Annotated in this window: 17 protein-coding genes; 11 read left to right on the top strand and 6 right to left on the bottom strand. The window is 58.9% G+C overall.

Going from position 1 to position 19663, the window contains the following annotated elements; all coding sequences use genetic code 11:
- Positions 1-2: 2 nt before the first annotated feature.
- A complete protein-coding gene (locus ASG35_RS15735; RefSeq protein ID WP_056359075.1) occupies positions 3-395 on the bottom strand; it encodes an ester cyclase in 393 nt (130 codons plus the stop codon).
- Positions 396-630: 235 nt separating this feature from the next.
- Between ASG35_RS15735 and ASG35_RS15730 the strand changes: the two genes are divergently transcribed.
- Positions 631-1806: an MFS transporter gene (locus ASG35_RS15730; RefSeq protein WP_056359071.1), complete on the top strand. Its 1176-nt coding sequence runs from the start codon at positions 631-633 to the stop codon at positions 1804-1806.
- Positions 1807-1936: 130 nt separating this feature from the next.
- Here ASG35_RS15730 and ASG35_RS15725 read toward each other — a convergent pair whose 3' ends face one another.
- The gene (locus tag ASG35_RS15725; RefSeq protein ID WP_056359069.1) at positions 1937-3859 is read right to left on the bottom strand and encodes a hypothetical protein; all 1923 of its coding nucleotides are present in this window, start codon (positions 3857-3859) and stop codon (positions 1937-1939) included.
- 40 nt (positions 3860-3899) lie between these two features.
- Between ASG35_RS15725 and ASG35_RS15720 the strand changes: the two genes are divergently transcribed.
- The 7 genes from ASG35_RS15720 to ASG35_RS15690 all read left to right on the top strand — a co-directional run bounded on the left by ASG35_RS15720 (position 3900) and on the right by ASG35_RS15690 (position 11603).
- A complete protein-coding gene (locus ASG35_RS15720; protein ID WP_156393189.1) occupies positions 3900-4304 on the top strand; it encodes a hypothetical protein in 405 nt (134 codons plus the stop codon).
- A 974-nt stretch (positions 4305-5278) separates the two neighbouring features.
- The gene (locus ASG35_RS15715) at positions 5279-5554 is read left to right on the top strand and encodes a hypothetical protein (RefSeq protein WP_056359063.1); all 276 of its coding nucleotides are present in this window, start codon (positions 5279-5281) and stop codon (positions 5552-5554) included.
- 118 nt (positions 5555-5672) lie between these two features.
- Positions 5673-6575, top strand: a complete 903-nt coding sequence (locus ASG35_RS15710) for a YihY/virulence factor BrkB family protein (RefSeq protein ID WP_056359060.1) — start codon at positions 5673-5675, stop codon at positions 6573-6575.
- Positions 6576-6633: 58 nt separating this feature from the next.
- Positions 6634-7569 (top strand): LysR family transcriptional regulator, encoded by a 936-nt coding sequence (locus ASG35_RS15705; RefSeq protein WP_056359058.1) that lies wholly within the window; start codon positions 6634-6636, stop codon positions 7567-7569.
- A gap of 75 nt (positions 7570-7644) precedes the next feature.
- On the top strand, positions 7645-9051 hold the full coding sequence (gene tcuA, locus ASG35_RS15700; protein ID WP_056359053.1) for an FAD-dependent tricarballylate dehydrogenase TcuA: 1407 nt from the start codon (positions 7645-7647) through the stop codon (positions 9049-9051).
- Positions 9038-10213: a tricarballylate utilization 4Fe-4S protein TcuB gene (gene tcuB, locus ASG35_RS15695; RefSeq protein WP_056359052.1), complete on the top strand. Its 1176-nt coding sequence runs from the start codon at positions 9038-9040 to the stop codon at positions 10211-10213. The genes tcuA and tcuB overlap by 14 nt, the downstream gene beginning before the upstream one ends.
- Positions 10214-10277: 64 nt before the next feature.
- Complete coding sequence (locus tag ASG35_RS15690; protein WP_056359051.1) at positions 10278-11603, top strand: MFS transporter; 1326 nt, start codon at positions 10278-10280, stop codon at positions 11601-11603.
- Between the two features lie 126 nt (positions 11604-11729).
- On the opposite strand, the gene ASG35_RS15685 is transcribed toward ASG35_RS15690, so the two are convergent.
- From ASG35_RS15685 to ASG35_RS15675, 3 genes are all read right to left on the bottom strand, one after another.
- Entirely contained in the window at positions 11730-12311 is a 582-nt protein-coding gene (locus ASG35_RS15685; protein WP_056359050.1) for a DJ-1/PfpI family protein, read from the bottom strand.
- 99 nt (positions 12312-12410) lie between these two features.
- On the bottom strand, positions 12411-13601 hold the full coding sequence (locus ASG35_RS15680) for an amidohydrolase family protein (RefSeq protein ID WP_156393188.1): 1191 nt from the start codon (positions 13599-13601) through the stop codon (positions 12411-12413).
- Positions 13602-13683: 82 nt separating this feature from the next.
- Positions 13684-13887 carry a CsbD family protein gene (locus ASG35_RS15675; RefSeq protein ID WP_156393244.1) on the bottom strand — a complete coding sequence of 68 codons (204 nt, stop codon included), beginning with the start codon at positions 13885-13887 and terminating at the stop codon, positions 13684-13686.
- A 168-nt stretch (positions 13888-14055) separates the two neighbouring features.
- Here ASG35_RS15675 and ASG35_RS15670 point away from each other — a divergent pair, with 168 nt between their 5' ends.
- From ASG35_RS15670 to ASG35_RS15660, 3 genes are all read left to right on the top strand, one after another.
- Positions 14056-15183, top strand: a complete 1128-nt coding sequence (locus tag ASG35_RS15670; RefSeq protein ID WP_056359049.1) for an aminotransferase — start codon at positions 14056-14058, stop codon at positions 15181-15183.
- A gap of 145 nt (positions 15184-15328) precedes the next feature.
- Positions 15329-16726, top strand: a complete 1398-nt coding sequence (locus tag ASG35_RS15665; RefSeq protein ID WP_056359048.1) for an LLM class flavin-dependent oxidoreductase — start codon at positions 15329-15331, stop codon at positions 16724-16726.
- Positions 16727-16999: 273 nt separating this feature from the next.
- Complete coding sequence (locus ASG35_RS15660) at positions 17000-18406, top strand: sigma-54 dependent transcriptional regulator (protein WP_056359045.1); 1407 nt, start codon at positions 17000-17002, stop codon at positions 18404-18406.
- A gap of 286 nt (positions 18407-18692) precedes the next feature.
- On the opposite strand, the gene ASG35_RS15650 is transcribed toward ASG35_RS15660, so the two are convergent.
- A complete protein-coding gene (locus ASG35_RS15650) occupies positions 18693-19595 on the bottom strand; it encodes a LysR family transcriptional regulator (RefSeq protein WP_056359043.1) in 903 nt (300 codons plus the stop codon).
- Between the last annotated feature and the right edge of the window lie 68 nt (positions 19596-19663).

The following is a 19663-nucleotide window of genomic DNA, read 5'->3' as shown; positions in this document are numbered from 1 at the left end:
CTCTAAGGCTTTAGCTGCGTTTCGATTGCCGCCCGGTCGATCACCGACCAGACCTCCACGATCTTCCCTTCGTTAAATTGATAGAAGACGTTCTCGGTGAACGATACCGCCTTGCCGTTCACCGGAAGACCGAGGAACGAACCCTTCGGAGTACATGCAAAGGCTAACCGGCTCGCTATGAAAGGCGGGTCGGCGACCAGCAATTGAATGTTGAAATGAAGGTCGGGGATTTGCTCGAAATCTCTTTCCAGCATCTCGCGATATCCGTTCAGGCCGAAACGCTTGCCGTTATGGGAAGCATCTTCGTGAACGAACTGTCCGAGATGCTGCCAGTCCTGGTCGTTCAAGCACGCAATGTATGCCCGATAGACATCGGCGAGTTCGGTTTTTTCCATTGAAGTATCCTGATGGTTCTTCGAAACCGTGAATGCTCGCGCAACGGGAGCGCACTGAAGATCTTATACAACTTCGCCACGCGCGGTTTGGCATCGCGTGCGCCGAGGTTTTACTTCCCTCCAGCCGAATGCCCGTGTCGACGACCGCTATAGACCAAGTAAAGACTCGCTTACCCCTTTGGTAAGATGCGTGACTTCCAATGGCTATCAACGCGAAACCGCCGCACGACGGTCAATGAAAATAATTCTCTCGCGCGACTTCCTCGGGCTCATATTAAGCGTCGCCGTGGTCGGTCTCGGCCTTGGCGCGACCCTGCCTCTTACCGCACTCGCGTTGACAAACGCCGGCTATGGCACCGACGTCGTCGGACTGATGACGGCCATGCAGGCAGGCGGCGGCTTGCTCGTAATTCCCGTGGTCGGCCGCATCACCGGACGGTTCAGCGCGAGCCAGATCATCATGGGCGCGGCGTTGAGCGTTGCTGCCGCCACCATGCTCATGCAATTCACCGCGCACTTATGGCTTTGGGCGGTGCTGCGCGTAGTGAGCGGCGCGGCGCTCATGGTGCTTTTCACCATCGGTGAAGCGTGGGTGAACGAACTCGCCGACGATAGCAACCGCGGCCGTCTGGTCGCAGTCTATGCGACCAATTTCACCGCATTCCAGATGGCAGGCCCGGTCATGGTGGGCGTCATCGGCGAATGGCACGCGACGCGCTTCATCGTATGCGGCGCGGTGTTTTTGTTTGCATTGCCGGCGCTCGCGCTCGTGCGTGGCGGACCGCCCGTGCATGCATCGAGTGGCGAAGCTCACGCCGCCGAAAAGCGCAGCGGTGTCTGGCGCGATGTCTTTCCGCTGATGCCGGCCATCCTGGTTGGAACGGCATTCTTCGCGCTCTTCGATACGCTCGCGTTGTCGCTCATGCCGTTGTTCGCCATGTCGAAGGGTGTCCCGGAAAATCTCGCGCTGCTATTCGGCTCGGCAGTCTTGCTCGGCGATACGCTCATGCAATTTCCGATTGGCTGGCTCGCCGACCGGCTGGGACGCGTGCGCGTGCATATGGGCGCCGCGCTGGTTGTCATCGGCTTATTGCCCTTGCTGCCCTGGGCGGTGTCGAATCCGTGGCTGTGCTGGCCGCTTTTGTTCGTCATCGGCGCGGCCGCAGGGAGCATCTATACGCTGTCGCTCGTGGCTTGCGGCGAACGCTTTCGCGGTGCGGCGCTCGTGTCGGCAAGCTCGCTGGTGGGTGCATCGTGGAGCATTGCGAGTTTTGGCGGTCCGATCATCACGGGCGCGCTGATGCATGCAATCGCGCCGGTTGCGCTGATTTTCGTGCTGCTCGTGTGTGCATCCGCGTTCCTGATCGCGATGATCTGGGAATGGCGTTCAAGCGCCGAGGCGGCGCGCTGACTGGATCACGGCGGAAGTCGTTGGCAATACAACCCACCTGCGGCGGCAGCGAGCGTAACGCTCACTACGAAAAAAACGAGGCCCCGGTCATTCCGGCAGCCTCGCATCTTTTGTCCGTTCCTATAACCGCTTACCTGAGCAAACTCAGGTAATTGCCGCTCGGATACGCGGTGTTCAGCCACGTCGACAACCGGTTCACCTGTGTCCTGTCGATCCCCTCGCCTTGCATCAGCGGAATCTGGTTCCACGTCCACGTCGGGAAGTTCTCGACCGTGCCGCCCGATACCGTCCCGTGAACATAGCCGATCTCGCACAGGCTGCGCATGGCCCAGCCGCAAGTCGTCTCGCCAGGAACCGCATTGGGCTGGCCTTCGCGCTGCCACGTGTTGATATCGAAACTCGTTGTGGTGTCCATCCAGTTCGACAAGAACGCATTAACGACCGCTTGCTCCGTTGCAGGGTCCGTACCTTTCCAGACGCCGGTCCGGCCGCCATTCCAGACGTCCAGCGGACTGCTGTCGCGAATGGTCCAGCCGCGCGTGACATCGGTTACGCCTACACCGTTGTCCATTTCCTGCGCGCCTTTCAGCACGTACAGGAAGTTGCGGATCGGCTCGGGCCGGCCGCTGCTTTGGTACAGGTTGTTGAGCAGGCCATACGCGTATTGCCAGTCAGTCGGCAAATGCACGTTGTGCGCGCCCGAACCCGGGTTCAGCAGGATCTGCAGGTAATACCACTGGTTCGCCTTCACGTAATGCGCGACCGGACTGCCGAACATGCTGTTGGCAACCGGGAAGCCCTGAATATGCGGCGATACGTTGAAAATAAAGCGCCAGTATCCGCACCAGCCGCGCCTCTCCGCCTTGGGCGCATTTTCTTCATTGACCCAGGCCACGGGGCAATTGGTTTCCAGTGAAAAGTCCTGGGCAATTTCCCACGATTTCATCAGTTGCCACTGCACGGTGCCGTACAGGTTCTTCTGCTGCGCAATCGTATAGCTGCCATTCACGCCTTCGTTCGGCGGCGCGAATCGCTCACCGAATTCAACGCCCCAGTAATACAGGTCGCCGAAGATATCGCCGGTTCGGCCTTGAGCGTAGTTGGTGCCGCCATTGGCGAGCTGGGTGCGCATATTGTAGGTCGCCGTGCCCGTACCCTCGCCCGCGTACTCCTTATTTAAGTTGCTGTTCGTAAAATAGTCACCCCATGCGTCTTTCGGATGAATATGCGGGACCCAGTGATTCCAGTCCGGCAATTGAAAGCCAATCGGGATTTCCCGAAGATTGATCTGGCCTCGGGTTGCAATCGCGGCCTTGTCCACTCCATTCGGAAATACCGTTGCCAATGTATCGAGATCGTTTTCCGATACCGCGTCGATACCCGCGCCGCATGTCCAGTCGCTTACCGGCGCGCTATCGAGACCTGGACCCGGTTGATAAGGCGGATTCCATGGCCGGCATTTCGGGCCCGGCGTGGGATAACGGTTCGCGAGACTTCTGATATAGCTGGCGATCTGCAAGCCCTGGTTTTCCGAGAGCCCGTGATACTGGCTTCGAACGACGATTGAATTGTTCGAGTAGTTGAACTTGAATAAATCGCTTCCGCTCGCGCTATGACAATCCATGCAATGTGCCTTGATCTGGCCGGCATTGATGGGTGAATCGATCAACGTAGCGCTTTGCCATAATGTCGCGCCCGCGCTAATGTCCGCATTGCTCGAAAGCGGCGCTGTCCATTGGGTCGGATCGTCTTGCGCGAAACTGCTGTCGGCAATCAATGCATTGCCCGACGCATCGAGAAAGTTAAACGATAGAACCCGATATCCCGAACTCACGCCATCGGTTGAGTTGAAGCGGAAATTGACGATATTACTGCCGTTGATTGCGCCGGATATAGGGACGTTCAAGCTAATGGTGTCATAACCGCCGCCAATGCCGCCGTATAATTTTGCGTTCCCCAACACGGTCACGTTTGCGTTCGTGAGGTCGATCCAGTTTCCGCCGTTCACCTGAACCGAGCCCTTGGCGTCGTACGAAAGATTATTCACGCGCATGGTAAGCGTCCTGGCCGATGCACCGGCTGGAACGGGCACAGTGGCCGCGATGATCTTTCCGCTTCCCGCACTCATCACTTCCAGCGGCATGATGACGGCGCCGGACGAGGTGGTGCCAGCATTGGATGGCGGCACCACCGGTATCGTTACCGGCGGCGCACTGCCAACGACATTCGAGCCACTGGCGGGAGAAGTTGCACCCGCGGACGACGCTGGAGATCCCGCTGCGCCGCTCGCGCCGACCGGCGCGGTTGCGGAAGATCCGGACGCACTTCCCGCGTTACCAGCGGACCCTGACGAGTTGCTGAGCCCTGCCACGGCGCCTGAATCCGAGCTGCCGCCACCGCCTCCGCATGCGCTGACGCTGAGAATTGCGCCGCTGACCATGGACACCAACTGTACCCGATTGAGTTTAATCATTATTTATATGATGCGGAAACGATGAAAATCCCCCGCACGAAACCCGCGGAGTCCTGTGTTTTCAATAAAACGTTTTTCCGCGAATACCGACACTTGCCTATCACGACAACTTGAAAACCCGCTCAGCCTGTCGCGCAATTCTTCATACAATATTGAATCTATATTCTTATAGAGCTGCAGTTTGAGTCGACAGCACACTTGCATCTGGCGCAGGACAGCTTAAAGAAATGCCACTACAACACCGTTAGATGTTCGTACTGTGAAAATCGAGTTGAATAAAATGAAGCTGGTGCTTAATTCCGGCTGCAAATGCAGGTGGAACATTGGAAGAGAACGACATATCTCGAAAGACTGCATGCAATGCAAATCGATACTTCGCTCTCGAGAAAAACTCGCAAGACATGCAAAGATCAATTTTCGGCAACTCAAATAAACGGACGAACCGAAGCCACGCGACTTTCAATCGCGTAATCGAGAACGATCAGCTGCTTTCTGTACTGGATGCTGGATTGAGCCGAGCAAACGGGAGTTCGTTTACTTGTTATCGGCAAGCATTGCGCGAAGTTTAATCGTAAAAAAATATCAGTGTCAATTTGCAATAGCGGCGCTCGGTACACTAGTTGTAGAGGCCAGAAAACGTGTTCATGAATTGAAAGATCGGCGGTTTATCGATACGCAGAACACGTATCGATCAACCCGTTCAAGCCGCGGTCGAGTTTCCCGCAGTGCTCACGAACTTGCCCCCGGCGCAGATGCCGCCGCACTACCTCCGGGCGCGGGAGTAGAGATTCCTGAATCGCCGCCCTTCGAACATGCCACGCATGCAAATACCAGCGTGGCCACTCCAATCCATCTGATCCACTTAGCCAACATGATTAATCTCCGGTTGTTGTAAATCACCTGTACAGCACTTGAAAGCGAGCAATGGACGTTCCGGGTTCGATCTTTGCGGACCCTGCTTACACATCGATTGAATGATTGAAAAACCGGAGACTTACCTTGAGACATATAGGCAAAACTGCTTGCGCGCTGACGCTTGTCATCTGCATGGCCGGCAGCGCGTTTGCACAAGGAACCAGCACCGGCGGCGCGCCGCCTGCGACACATTCGAGCAGCAGTGACACCGGCAACGGGCGCTCAGGCGCGAAGGGCGGCGGAGGTGCTGCCACTCAATATGGCACGGACCCCGCGACCCTGAAAAAAGAGGAAACCGCGCGGCAACAAGCCGGGAAGGGGCCGCAACCAGGCGCATCCGGCGCGGCGGTATCGAAGTGAACTTGCTGCTGAAAGCGCATAAAACGTGATCGACTGGCAGGACTTGCGCATCCGTTCTTAGAATCCGCGGATCACGTATGCATATCGATCGCGCGGCAGGCGGCATTTCGGAGGGCATATGCGACTGATCCGCTACCGCACGCTGCGAACCATCGCCGATCATCCCGGCGCGTTCGCGCTGCAGGTACTCAAGGCTTTTCGCGCGAACCAGGGTATGTTGCTCGCGGGAGCGGTGGCGTATTACGCGCTGCTTTCCATCGTTCCGCTACTGATCCTTGTCGTGATCGCGTTGTCGCATGTATTCGACCGGCACGTGTTGCTCGATACCCTTTCTCATCTGCTCGAATGGCTCGTGCCGGGACAGGCGAAAGCCATCGTCAAGGAGCTTGCCAACTTTCTCTCGCATCGAACGGTGATTGGCTGGGTGCTGCTTTGTACGATGGTCTTTTTCAGCTCGCTCGCTTTCACGGTGCTCGAAAACGCGATGTCCGTGATCTTCGTGCACCGCGTCGCGATCCGCCGGCGGCACTTCCTGATATCCGCGCTGCTGCCGTATTGCTACAGCTTGTCGCTCGGCGCGGGCGTGTTGCTCGTCACGCTCGTTTCGACAGGATTGCAGGCGGTGGGCGCGCATAGCGTGGATATATTCGGCATCGAAGTGTCACTCAGCGGGACATCGCGCGTGCTGCTTTATCTGTTCGGTTTCGCAGGCGAGGTATTCGTGCTGACATCCATTTACATGGTGATTCCGGTGGGACGTCCGCGCTTCAGGCACGCGCTTTTCGGCGCGGTCGCCGCCGCGTTATTGTGGGAAGTCACGCGTCATGTGCTCGTCTGGTATTTCGCCACGCTCTCGCAAGTGAGCGTGGTCTACGGGTCGCTGACAACGTCGATTGTCGTGCTGTTCAGCCTCGAAGCGCTCGCCACATTGCTGCTGTTCGGCGCGCAGATGATCGCGGAGTACGAACGGCTGCACGCGGGCACTACGGAGCTTCGGCCCAGGCCGTTTCGCACGAGTTGAACTAGCGGTTCCCGGCGATAATGCGCGGATATCAAAAACGGATCTGCAAGGAGACCCTTTGGAACTGCGCCAGCTTCGTTACTTCGTCCGTGTCATTGAACATGGCAGCATGGGCCGCGCGGCCATGGAACTCGGCGTGGTGACATCGACACTCAGCCAGCAGATCAGCCGGCTCGAAAGCGAGCTGTCCACGCGTCTTTTGCAGCGCACCGCGAACGGCGTGGTTCCTACCGATGCGGGTCTCGCGTTCTGGCGCCAGGCGCAACTGGCGCTTCGTCATGTCGATGACGCCGCCCACGCCGCGCAACACGCGCGCCTTTCGGGTCATGTCAGCGTCGGCATGGCGCCGAGCACCACGGGCATGCTCGGTCTTGCATTCATGCGCGCCATGCGCGAGCGTTATCCCGATGTCCGCCTGCGACTGGTCGAAAGCCTGTCGGGTCATTTGACGGGCATGCTGAACGCACGCCAGATCGACCTTGCGATCCTCTTCCAGAGCGACAACATCAAGCGCTTCAGCGCCACGCCTTTGCTCGATGAACGCCTGTACATGATCGCATCGGCCGGTTTCGAACCAATGCCGAAGAGCAAGACTACAAAGCTCGCAAACATCGCGAGATTGCCGATGATCCTTCCAAGCGGACCACACGGCCTTCGCTCGCTGCTCGATACCGCGTTTGCGCGCGCGAGCATCGAACCGAATATCGTGGCTGAAATCGATGGCCTCGCAATGCTCATGGATGCAGTCGGCGGCGGCCTCGGCGTAACTATCCAGCCGGGCGCAGCGCTCGCACGCCGCGACCTTTCGTTGTTCCGCGCGCTGCCCGTAAGCGATCGCTACATGGTGCGTCCGAACCAGCTCGTGAGTCTCTCCGACGATGAACTCTCGCCGGCCGGTCTCGCGGCCCGCGTAGTTCTCGCCGATGTCGCGCGCACGCTCGTCACAACCGGCAAGTGGACGGGCGCGACCTTGCCGCCTCTTCACGAATCGTGAAGACCCGTTGTCTGCCGCCTGCTGGCGGCCGAACACCGCACGTCCTACACTCGCGGGATTGGAGGAGACATCACAATGGTCGACGTATTGGTGATCGGCGGCGGCAACGCGGCTTTGTGCGCTGCATTGATGGCGCGCGAAGCGGGCGCGTCCGTGATGCTGCTGGAAGCGGCGCCGCGTGAGTGGCGCGGCGGGAATTCGCAGCACACGCGCAATTTGCGCTGCATGCACGACGGACCGCAGGACGTGCTGATCGATGCTTATCCGGAGGAAGAATACTGGCAGGACTTGCTCAAGGTCACGGGCGGTATCACGAATGAACCGCTTGCTCGCTTCGCTATCCGCGAATCATCGACATGCCGCGACTGGATGCGCAAACACGGCGTGCATTTCCAGCCGCCGTTATCGGGCGCGCTGCATGTCGCGCGCACCAACGCGTTTTTCATGGGCGGCGGCAAGGCGCTCGTCAACGCGTATTTCCGCAGCGCGGAAGCACTCGGCGTAAAGGTTCGATACAACGCGCCGGTCGATTCCATCGAACTGGATGGAGACCGTTTCGTCGCGGCGCGTATTGGAAACGAACGCATTGAAGCACGCGCGTGCGTGCTCGCAGCGGGCGGCTTTGAATCCAACCGGGAATGGTTGCGCGAAGCGTGGGGCCAAATCAACGGCGAGTGGGTCGCCGACAATTTCCTGATTCGCGGCACGCGTTTTAACATGGGCGTGCTGCTCAAATTCATGATCGACGCCGGCGCGGATTCCATTGGCGATCCGTCGCAATCGCATTGCGTTGCCATCGATGCCCGCGCGCCACTTTATGACGGCGGCATTTGCACGCGCGTGGATTGTGTGTCGCTGGGTGTGATGCTGAACCGCAACGCAGAGCGTTTCTACGACGAAGGCGAGGACTTCTGGCCGAAGCGTTATGCAATCTGGGGCCGCCTCGTTGCGCATCAGCCGGGACAGATCGGTTATTCGATCATCGATTCAAAAGCGATCGGCCGCTTCATGCCGCCCGTGTTTCCGGGCACGAAAGCAAATACGCTCGGCGAACTCGCGCGCGCCATGGACCTCGATGCAGCAAAATTCATCGATACGATCCAGACCTATAACGCCGCGTGCCGTGTCGGAACCTTCGACCACGCCGTCCTCGACGATTGCCACACCGAAGGTCTGACGCCGGCGAAGACGCATTGGGCGCAGCCTATCGATAAACCACCTTTTTATGCCTTCGCGCTTCGTCCGGGAATCACGTTCACGTACCTCGGGCTCAAGGTGAACGATAAATCCGCCGTTCATTTCGGCGGCAAGCCGAGCCCGAACCTGTATGTTGCCGGCGAGATGATGGCGGGCAATGTGCTTGGAAAGGGATATACGGCCGGCGTCGGGATGGCGATCGGAACGGCGTTCGGGCGGATTGCCGGAACTCAGGCTGCGCAGGCGGCTTTGAAACTGAAGGAAGCCAGTCATGCAGACGCTTGAAAACCTGACGCGCGAAGCCAGCGCGCTTGCATTGAACGAAGTCCCCATTACGTTTGCAAAACCGATGTCCGCCGCCGAAGGCGAAGTCAGCCGCATCATGCAGATCTGCAATGCGTGCCGCTATTGCGAGGGCTTTTGCGCCGTGTTCCCTGCCATGACTCGCCGGCTCGAATTCGGCCGCGCCGACGTGCATTTCCTTTCAAATCTTTGTCACAACTGCGGCGCATGTCTGCACGCGTGCCAATACGCGCCGCCGCACGAGTTCGGTGTGAACGTTCCCAAAGCGATGGCCGAAGTGCGTTTGCAGACCTACGTGGACTATGCGTGGCCAGCGGGTTTTGGCGCGCTGTACAAACGCAACGGCCTGACGCTCGCGCTTGCGCTCGCGGCTGGTCTGGCGCTTTTTCTGATCTCGACGATAGCGCTGAAAGGCGCTTTGATATTGCCGCCGCTCGCCGGGAATTTCTACGCGGTGTTCCCGCACAACACGCTCGCGTTGCTGTTCGGCATCGTATTCGTCTTCGCGATGATCGCGCTCGGCGTCGGCGTCCGGCGTTTCTGGCGCAATGAAGATCCGGGCGCGATGTCGGCGGAGGCGATCGGAGAGGCAACGCACGATGTACTCAGCCTGCGCTATCTCGGCGGCGGCCACGGAGAAGGCTGCAATAACGCCGATGACGCGTTTTCACTCGCACGCCGGCGCTTTCATCATCTGACGTTTTACGGTTTCATGCTGTGTTTTGCATCGACATGCGTGGCGACGCTGTATCACTATGTGCTCAAGCTCGAAGCGCCTTACGCGCTCACCAGCTTGCCGGTCGTGCTCGGATCGGTTGGCGGTCTTGGTTTGCTCGTCGGTCCCGCGGGTTTGTTGTGGCTGAATCTAAGGCGTCATCCGCAACACGGCGATACCGCGCAAAAACCGATGGACCGTGGGTTTATCGCGTTGCTGTTGTTGACCAGCGCGAGCGGTCTCGCACTGTTGATCCTGCGCGATACATCCATGATGGCGCTGATACTGGCCGTTCATCTCGGCATTGTGATGGCATTGTTCCTGACGCTGCCGTATGGCAAATTCGCACACGGGATATATCGCAGCGCAGCACTGCTGAAATGGGCCGTGGAAAAACGCCAGCCGAGTAAACTGCTGGTCGACGATTAATGCAAAACGGGGCCCGTCGAGCCTATCATGGCCGGCGTGGCAATAAAAAAATCCAGGAGACGACATGGCAACCGGTAACGAATTTCAACCGCAGGCGTTGGGCGCGACCGCGCCGAGCGTCTCGAAGCTGGGCGCAGTTCTGCGCGTCACCAGCGGCAACTTTCTCGAGCAATTCGATTTTTTCCTGTTCGGTTTTTACGCAACCTATATTGCCAAGACGTTCTTTCCGGCCGCCAGCGAATTTGCGTCGCTGATGCAGACGTTCGCCGTGTTCGGCGCTGGATTCCTAATGCGTCCGTTGGGCGCGATCGTGCTGGGCGCGTACATCGATAAAGTCGGCCGGCGGCGCGGGCTGATCGTCACGCTCTCCATCATGGCGAGCGGCACCATTCTCATTGCGTGCGTTCCGGGATTTGCGACCATTGGCTTGCTGGCGCCGGCGCTCGTGCTGATCGGGCGTTTGCTGCAGGGATTCTCGGCGGGCGCCGAACTTGGTGGCGTGTCGGTTTATCTTGCGGAAATGGCGACGCCCGGCAGGAAAGGCTTTTATACGTCATGGCAGTCTGCCAGCCAGCAAGTCGCGATCGTGGTTGCGGCCGCGCTCGGTTACGCGTTGAACAGCTGGCTTTCGCCGACGCAGATTGCCGGTTGGGGATGGCGCGTGCCGTTTTTTATCGGCTGCATGATCGTGCCGTTTCTATATATTCTGCGCCGCTCGCTGCAGGAAACCGCCGAGTTCCAGGCGCGCCGGCATCATCCGGCAACCTCCGAAGTTTTCCGCTCGATGCTCACGAACTGGAAGACTGTCATTGCAGGCATGCTGATGGTCGCGATGACCACCACCACGTTTTATCTGATCACCGTTTATACGCCGACATTCGGGCGCGCCGTGCTGCACCTGAGCACGTCGGACAGTTTGATCGTGACGCTGTTCGTGGGTGTATCGAACTTTATCTGGCTGCCGATCGGCGGCGCGATTTCGGATCGTATTGGACGCAAACCGGTGCTGTTGTTTGTATCGGCGCTGGCGATCATCACGGCTTACCCGGCGCTTTCGTGGCTCGCGCATGATCCGAGTTTCCTGCGCATGCTCGGCGTGCTGCTGTACTTTTCGTTCTTCTTCGGCGGATACAACGGTGCGATGGTCGCAGCGCTCACCGAAGTCATGCCGGTCAATGTTCGCGTGGCGGGTTTCTCGCTGGCGTTCAGTCTGGCGACGGCGATTTTTGGCGGCTTTACGCCGGCGGTATCGACGTACCTGATCCAGGCAACCGGCGATAAAGCCGCGCCCGCTTACTGGCTTATTTTTGCCGCGGTGTGCGGGTTCGTGGCGACGCTGGCACTTTATAAGCGCGGCGGGGCTGCTGAGTTGCAGGCGAAACTGGAGTGAGGGAGTGATGGCGCGCGGTCAGTGTTCTTGCCTGACCGCGCGACTAAATCTTGTTTTTTCCAACAGAAATCCGGAACGAATTGATCAGCTTAAAGCCTGCCGTTTTTGCTGACTTTGTATTGATGCCTAAAGCTTGATCTCCGTTCCAAGGCGCGCCAGAAATTGCGCAAGCCATTGCGGATGCGCAGGCCACGCCGGCGCAGTGATGAAGTTGCCGTCTGTCACCGCGCTATCCACCGGGATATCCGCATACTCGCCTCCCGCAAGCCGGACTTCCGGTGCGCAGGCCGGATAAGCCGATATGCGCTTGCCCCGAATCACGTCCGCGGCGGCCAGCAGTTGCGCTCCATGGCACACGGCGGCAATCGGCTTTTGGGCATCGGCGAAATGCCGGACAATTTCAATCACGCGATCGTTCAAGCGCAAATATTCGGGTGCACGACCGCCGGCGATCATCAACGCGTCGTAACTGGCGGGATTCGTGTCATCGAAACTCGCGTTCAACGCAAACAAATGTCCGGGTTTCTCCGTATAAGTCTGATCGCCTTCAAAGTCGTGAATTGCGGTCTTGATCGTGTCTCCGCTTTTCTTGCCGGGGCAAACTGCATGCACGGTGTGACCGACCATCTGCAGCGCCTGGAAAGGCACCATTGTTTCGTAGTCTTCTGCAAAATCACCGGTCAGAAAAAGAATCTTCTTGGCTGCCATCTTGTTCTCCCATTGAAGAGATCACGCAGGAAACCAGTCCGTTTGGACCGGCGCTCGCTGATATCTTAGCTCGTACGGGAAGCGTCCGGCCCGGCGTTTTCAGGCGAGCATTGCACCGTTGCGGGCAACCACTCTGCCGTTCGATACAACCACCTTCCGCACCGGCCGCGCCACGACCGCGTGAGCGACAGTTGCCGCATCGACGAGAACAAGATCCGCGCGCGCGCCCGCACGCAATCCGTAGTCCGTGAAACCGCACGCGTGTGCGCCGAGCGTGCTGACGCAATCGAACGCCAGCGCCAAGTCGTCGTCGCGGCGCAGGTCGTGGCGCATGGCGAGGAACATCGCGCGTTCAAGCATGTCCGGCGAACCAAAAGGCGTCCATGTATCGCGTATGCCGTCGTTGCCTGCAAAGAGCGTCACGCCCGATTCGATGCAAGCGCGAAGCGACGGCACCGGCACCGATGGCGGCGCGGTTGTCAGAAGCGCCACGTCGAGCTTGGCGATTCGTGCGAGCAACACATCGCGTTCACGATCCGGCAGCATGCCTAGGCAGAACGCATGACTGATCACAACGCGTCCCTGCATGCCGAGCGCTTCGACACGATCGAGCAGAAGCTTGATCGTGAACGCGCCGATTTCGCCGGGCTCGTGGAGGTGGATATCGATAGGCTTCTGATGCCGATCCGCAATCTCGAACGTCGTGTCGAGCGACTGGACCGGGTCCTGGTCGATAAGCGCAGGATCGAGCGCGCCGAGCACGTCGGCACCTGATTCGAGCGCATCGCTTAGGAGCGAACTGGTTCCGGCGCGGCGCAGCATGCCCGATTGAGGGAACGCCACGATCTGGATGTCCACAATATTAGCGAGCGTTTCGCGGGTCGCGAGAACGCCCTTTAGATGTTTGAGGCCGGCGTCCGTGTCTATGTCGACGTGCGTCCTTATACGCGTCGTTCCTGCCGCGACGAACGCGCGGGCGAGCGCGAGCGATTGCGCGCCTGCATCGTGTCCCGAACTCGCGCGCCACGCGCGTTCGTTTTCAATGCGATCGACAAGCTTGGGGCCGACATCGTTTCGATACCACGGCAAACCCCAGTTCGTTTTGTCCAGATGCGTATGGCCTTCAACGAACCCGGGAAGCACCAGCGCGTTCGCGCCGTCTTCAACTACCGTATTGGTATCGCGCGGAAGATTTGCGCCGATTGCATCGATACGTCCAGCAGTAATCGCGATATCAACGGACGTGCCGTCCGCCATGCGAACGTTGCTGATCAACAAACTTGGATTCACGAAAAAATCTCCTGACGTCGCGGTGGCGTTAAGCAAACCGCGAGTGTGTCATAAGAGATTGCGTGCCGGAAGTGCGCGTGCCTTATACGTTCGATGGGTTGTCGGGATCGACGGCGCCCTTTTCAACGTTGTCCTCGAAGTCCGCCTTGTCCTTTTTGTTCGAGCCGTTGGTAATTTCAACCTCGCCTTGCAATGCTCGATCTTCGTTGCCGGTAAGTTTTCCGATGCCGAGATTCACCACGCCCTTAACCTGCTCTTTGACGCCGTCCATCTTGTCCTTGTTCACGATGAGCTCCCGTAGAGTTTTAATGCCGTGAGAAAGATCACGCAACGGGCGTTCCTGCGTCGCTTCATGACGCGTTTCAAGCAAACGGTTTCACCTGCCCGAGCCGCGTGATATTTTTGGACGTGGAATCAGGGTATCGTCGAGTGAACTGGACTCGCGGAGATTTGAATGAAGATCAAGGACTTTCTGGTCGAACGCTGGATGGACCGCTACGAGCATGAGGCGCGCTACAACCTCGCCGAGACGTGCGTTGAATCGCTGACCGTCGATCAACTGCTGACACTGACCGGCAAGCAGGACAGCATCATGGACGAGTTGCGTCCCATGAAGCTGACTTATGGCGCAATCGAAGGATCGGAGCGGCTGCGCGCGAACATTGCTTCGCTATACGACCGGCAGACGCCGAAGAACATCCTGGTCACGCATGGTGCTATAGGCGGGAATGCGCTCGTCTATGAAACGTTGATCGAACCCGGTGATCGTGTGATTGCCGTGTTGCCAACGTATCAGCAGCACTATTCGATTCCCGAAAGTTATGGCGCCGATCTGCACACCATGACGCTGCGGGAGGAGAACAGTTTTCTTCCGGACCTGGATGAACTACGCCAACTCGCAAGCCAGAAGACGAAGCTGATCGCCATCAACAATCCGAACAATCCTACGGGTTCCTTGATGGACGAAGCTTTCCTTAGAGAGGTCGTCGCCATCGCGCAATCGTGCGGCGCGTATCTTTTGTGCGATGAGGTTTATCGGGGAACAGATCAGGAGGGTTCAGGTTTTACAGCGTCTGTTGCGGACCTTTATGAACGTGGCATCAGCACGGGCAGCATGTCGAAGACGTGGTCGCTCGCCGGGTTGCGGCTGGGCTGGATTGCCGGGCCGGTCGAACTGATTCGCGCGGTCTGCATTCATCGCGACTACAACACCATCAGCGTAGGGATGATCGACGATCATCTGGCGTCGATCGCGCTGGAATCAAAGGACAAAATCCTCGATCGCAATCACGCGATCACGCGGACCAATCTGGCGACGCTCGATGCATGGGTCCGACAAGAGCCGCTGGTCTCGTACGTCAAGCCGAAAGCCGCGACTGTTTGTCTGCTCAAGTTCGACGTCGACATATCATCGACTGAATTCTGTACTTCGTTGATCGAAGCAACCGGCGTCATGTTCACGCCGGGCAGCGCGTTCGAAATGGAGGGTTATGTGCGGATCGGCTTCGCCAATCCGCTGGATGTGCTGCAACTAGGACTTGGCCGCGTATCCGATTTCCTGAAGGACATCGAGCGCAGGTGAGCGCTATTCGAGAGCGCGCGACCAGATGCGCCGCGTCCGCATTCATGCATAGCAAATAACAATTCAATGGTTCGCCGAGCCGTTCTACCGTGCGATGCTATCGACCCTTTGCGTCCTTCATCCATCGTTTTCCGCGTGGACTCCCATGAGCAAGAAAAAGATCCTTTTGAACGCGTTCAACATGAATTGCGTGGGCCATATCAACCATGGCTTATGGACGCATCCGCGTGACCGTTCAACCGATTACCGCAAGCTTTCGTACTGGACCGATCTTGCGAAACTGCTTGAAAAAGGCCTGTTCGATGGCCTTTTCATCGCGGACATCGTCGGTGTCTACGATGTGTATCAGCAGTCGGCCGACGTAACCTTGAAAGAGTCCGTCCAGCTTCCCGTGAACGACCCCATGATGCTCGTCTCGGCCATGGCGGCCGTCACGCAACATCTCGGCTTCGGCATCACGGTGAACCTCACGTACGAAGCGCCCTATCTTCTGGCGCGGCGTTTTTCCACACTCGATCATCTGAGCGACGGGCGGATTGGCTGGAACATCGTCACGGGTTATCTGGACAGCGCCGCGCGAGCGATGGGCCTGACCGAGCAGATCGCGCACGACGAACGCTACGACCGCGCCGACGAATATCTCGACGTGCTCTACAAGCTGTGGGAAGGCAGTTGGCAGAACGACGCCGTGGTCCGCGACCGCGCAGCACGCGTCTTCGCCGATCCCGCGAAGGTGCACAAAGTGAACCATCACGGGCGCTTTTTCGATGTCGAGGGTTATCACCTTTCCGAACCGTCTCCGCAGCGCACGCCGGTCCTCTTCCAAGCCGGTTCCTCCGGCCGCGGACAGGCGTTCGCAACGCGCCACGCGGAGTGCGTGTTTGTATCGAGTCAGAGTAAGGAAGGCACGAAAAAGCTCGTCGATGCACTTCGCCAGCAAGCCGCCGATGCCGGGCGCAATCCCGCCGACCTGAAGATCTTCATGGGCATTACCGTCGTGGTCGGCCGCACGCGCGCCGAGGCCGAAGCCAAGTTTGCCGAATATGCGCGGTATGCGAGCCCGGAAGCCGGACTGGCGCATTTCGCGGCAGGCACCGGGACCGACTATTCGACCTTCAATCCCGACGACGAAATCCAGCCGCCGGGCGCTCCGAAAAGCCGCGGTATCGAGTCGTCCGTGCAGCGCGTGACCGACGGCCAATCCGGCTGGACCGTGCGTCGTCTGCTCGATCAGTTGAAGCTCGGCGGCCGATATACGACCATAGTCGGCGACCCGGTTGAAGTGGCTGATGCGCTGGAATCGTGGGTCGACGAAGCGGGCGTGGACGGTTTCAATCTGACGCGCACGGTAACGCCCGAGAGCTACGAGGATTTTATCGATCTAGTGATTCCGGAGCTTCAGGCAAGAGGCATTTATAAAACCTCGTACGCCGACGGCACCCTGCGCGAAAAACTTTTTGGCGGCGCCGCGCATTTGCCTCGGGAGCATGCAGGCGCATCGTTTCGCGATTTGTCCGTGGATCTCGCCGGGCCGTCCGAATAAATCGCGCGCGACGCATCCGAACCGCACCTCCTTTCGTATCCTCAGACAAGACCGTCCGGGGCCTGGTTTTCGTCCGAGATAAGGGTTTTCCCTATAGCGCAGTTTTAACCCGAGTCACGCCTTTAACTTTCAAGTTTCTAACCAAAAAGCCGTTATAAAAGGAGCATGCGCCCCAACGTCCTTGTCAACAGGGTAAAAATCGCAAGCCAGACAACGCGTGCCACCGATGGTTTTGGTGGCATTATTCGTTGTAACCAACCGGTGTAACTTTTCATGGCAGCTTTTTCGTCGAGTCCCAGGCATCTTTATTACGTAGGCGATCCCTTGACGCTCGAGGTTCGCTCTCTGATGGATGCGCGCGGCTGGACGGTCAGAAATTCCGAACTGGGTCGTGACCTGGAAAGTTTTTCAATGGACCCGAGCGGCGGCTTGCTCGATTTTTCGTCTCGCAACGTGCAGACGAATTTGCGCCTGGCCGAGACTATGCTGGCGATCAAGACCATCGGCTGGGTCGCCTTGCTGACTCCAGTTCAGCTCGATAACGAAACCATCCGCCGTCTGATCCGCGATTTCTGCTTCGATTACGTCACGCTCCCCGCTTCCGGCGAACGTATCCTCAATGCGCTCGGGCATGCCTATGGCATCGCAGCGCTGCACGACGGCGGGTCGCGCGCGGGCGTGGTGGGCGGCACGCATGGCAACGTGAACGCAATGGGCAGCAGCGAAGCGGAGGGCGAGATGATCGGCTCTTGCGACGCCATGCTCGCGCTGTTCAGGGCAATCCGCAAAGTCGCCATTACCGACGCGCCCGTGTTCATCTCCGGCGAATCGGGCACCGGCAAGGAACTCACGGCCGCCGCCATTCACCGGCATTCCACGCGGCGCGACCAGCCCTTCGTCGCGATCAATTGCGGCGCGATCCCCACGCATCTGCTTCAGTCGGAGCTGTTCGGTTACGAGCGCGGCGCGTTCACGGGCGCGAACCAGCGCAAGATCGGACGCGTCGAGGCCGCGAATGGCGGCACGCTTTTCCTCGATGAAATCGGCGATTTGCCGCTTGAAAGCCAGGCCAGCCTGCTGCGTTTTTTACAGGAACGCAAAGTCGAACGGCTGGGCGGACATGGCTCGACATCCGTCGATGTACGCATCATCTCGGCTACGCACGTGGAAATGCAGACGGCCATGGTCGAAGGACGGTTTCGAGCCGACTTGTACCATCGTTTGTGCGTGCTTCAAATCGATGAACCGCCGCTTCGCGCGCGCGGCAAGGACATCGAATTGCTCGCGAAACACATGCTCGACCGCTACAAGAAAGATGCGCACCGGCCGTTGCGCGGTTTTGCGCCCGATGCCGTCGCCGCGCTGCATAACTACTCGTGGCCTGGCAACGTGCGCGAGTTGATCAACCGCGTACGGCGCGCGATCGTCATGGCCGAAGGACGGCTGATCGGCGCGCATGACCTGGAACTCGGCGAATTTGCCGAACCGGCTCCGACCTCGCTTGCGCAGGCCCGCGAAGCCGGCGAGCGGCAGGCAATCGAAATGGCCCTGCTCAGGAATCGCGGCCGTCTTGGCGAAGCCGCAAAAGAGCTCGGCGTGTCGCGCGTGACCCTGTACCGGATCTTGTCGGCATACAGCATGCGCGACGCAACGACGTCGCCGGGCGTGGACGTCGATTAAGACCGCCTCGGCTTAATCTGGCCAGCGTGTCTTGATGGCCGGCAGCGACGACCATCGAACAGATAACAACTCCCTGCAACTGGCGGTTGCCTGGTAAATCCACCCGATGGCCAGGACTAGTAAAAGACCGCCCAGCTTTTCGTCGTCGCGCATGTCATCCCCCCGGTTATTTTCTTTGCCTGTCCCTGCAGGCATAACCGTAAGCATACTTATCAATTTGCAGCCCGCTCTGTTCGGTATCGCTCATGAAAGTGTCCATGAAGCGTCCATCTTTTGAACACAGCGTTCAGGCTTTGTCCCAGCGCCATGCGTCGCGCAATCGCTCTCGTAAATAGTCGACAAAACCACGCACGCGCGGCGCGAGATGCCGGTTATGCGGATAAAGCGCATGCAGCGGCGCGGCTGGCATGGAATGGGCGGGAAGGATGCGCACCAGCCGGCCTGCGGCAATGTCGTCGCCTACATCCCAGATCGACTTCACGCCTATGCCAACGCCGTGCAGCGCCCAAGCGTGGGCGGCGGCGCCGTCGTTGGTGATGAGCGCGCCGGTCACGCGCACGGCGACGGGTTCCGCGCCTTCGAAACGCCACTCGGCGCGCGCCTGGTCCCCGATCAATATGCAACGGTGGCGCGTGAGGTCATCGGGCGTTTGCGGCATTCCGTGTTGGCTCAAGTACGCGGGCGCCGCAACCAGCACGCGATAATTCGGCGCGAGCGGGCGCGCGATCATCGACGAATCGGCGAGACTGCCGAAGCGCACGGCCATATCGAGACCCGAATCGACCAGATCGACCACTACATCCGTCAGCTCCAGTTGCACCGTCAGGTGTGGATGCAGTTGCTGGAAGTCCGCCATGATCGGCGCGATCCACTGCCGCCCGATAGCCCCCGGCGCGCTCACCCGCAACACACCGCTCACGACGTCTCGCCTGCCCGACATCAGCGTTTCTGCCTGCTCGACTTCGGCAAGGATGCGCAGCACCTGCTGGTGGAAGAGCGCGCCCTCCTCCGTCAACGTCTGGCGTCGCGTGGTGCGTTGTATCAGCCGCACGCCGAGGCTTTCTTCGAGTTGCGCGAGTCGCTTGCTGACCACTGCGAGCGACATATCCATTTCCCGCGCCGCAGCCGAAAGACTGCCCGCCGACACCACGCGCGCGAATGCGATGAGGTTGGGAAGGCTATCGATCATTCTTCGCGTTTTGGAGAGAATGCATTGAATAAAATCCCGTATTACGTCGTGAATCGGAAAGTTAGCAT

This window comes from Burkholderia sp. Leaf177, from assembly GCF_001424345.1.
Lineage (GTDB): Bacteria > Pseudomonadota > Gammaproteobacteria > Burkholderiales > Burkholderiaceae > Caballeronia.
The sequence above is the reverse complement of the archived record's forward strand: the minus strand, read 5'-3'. Positions and strand labels throughout refer to the sequence as shown.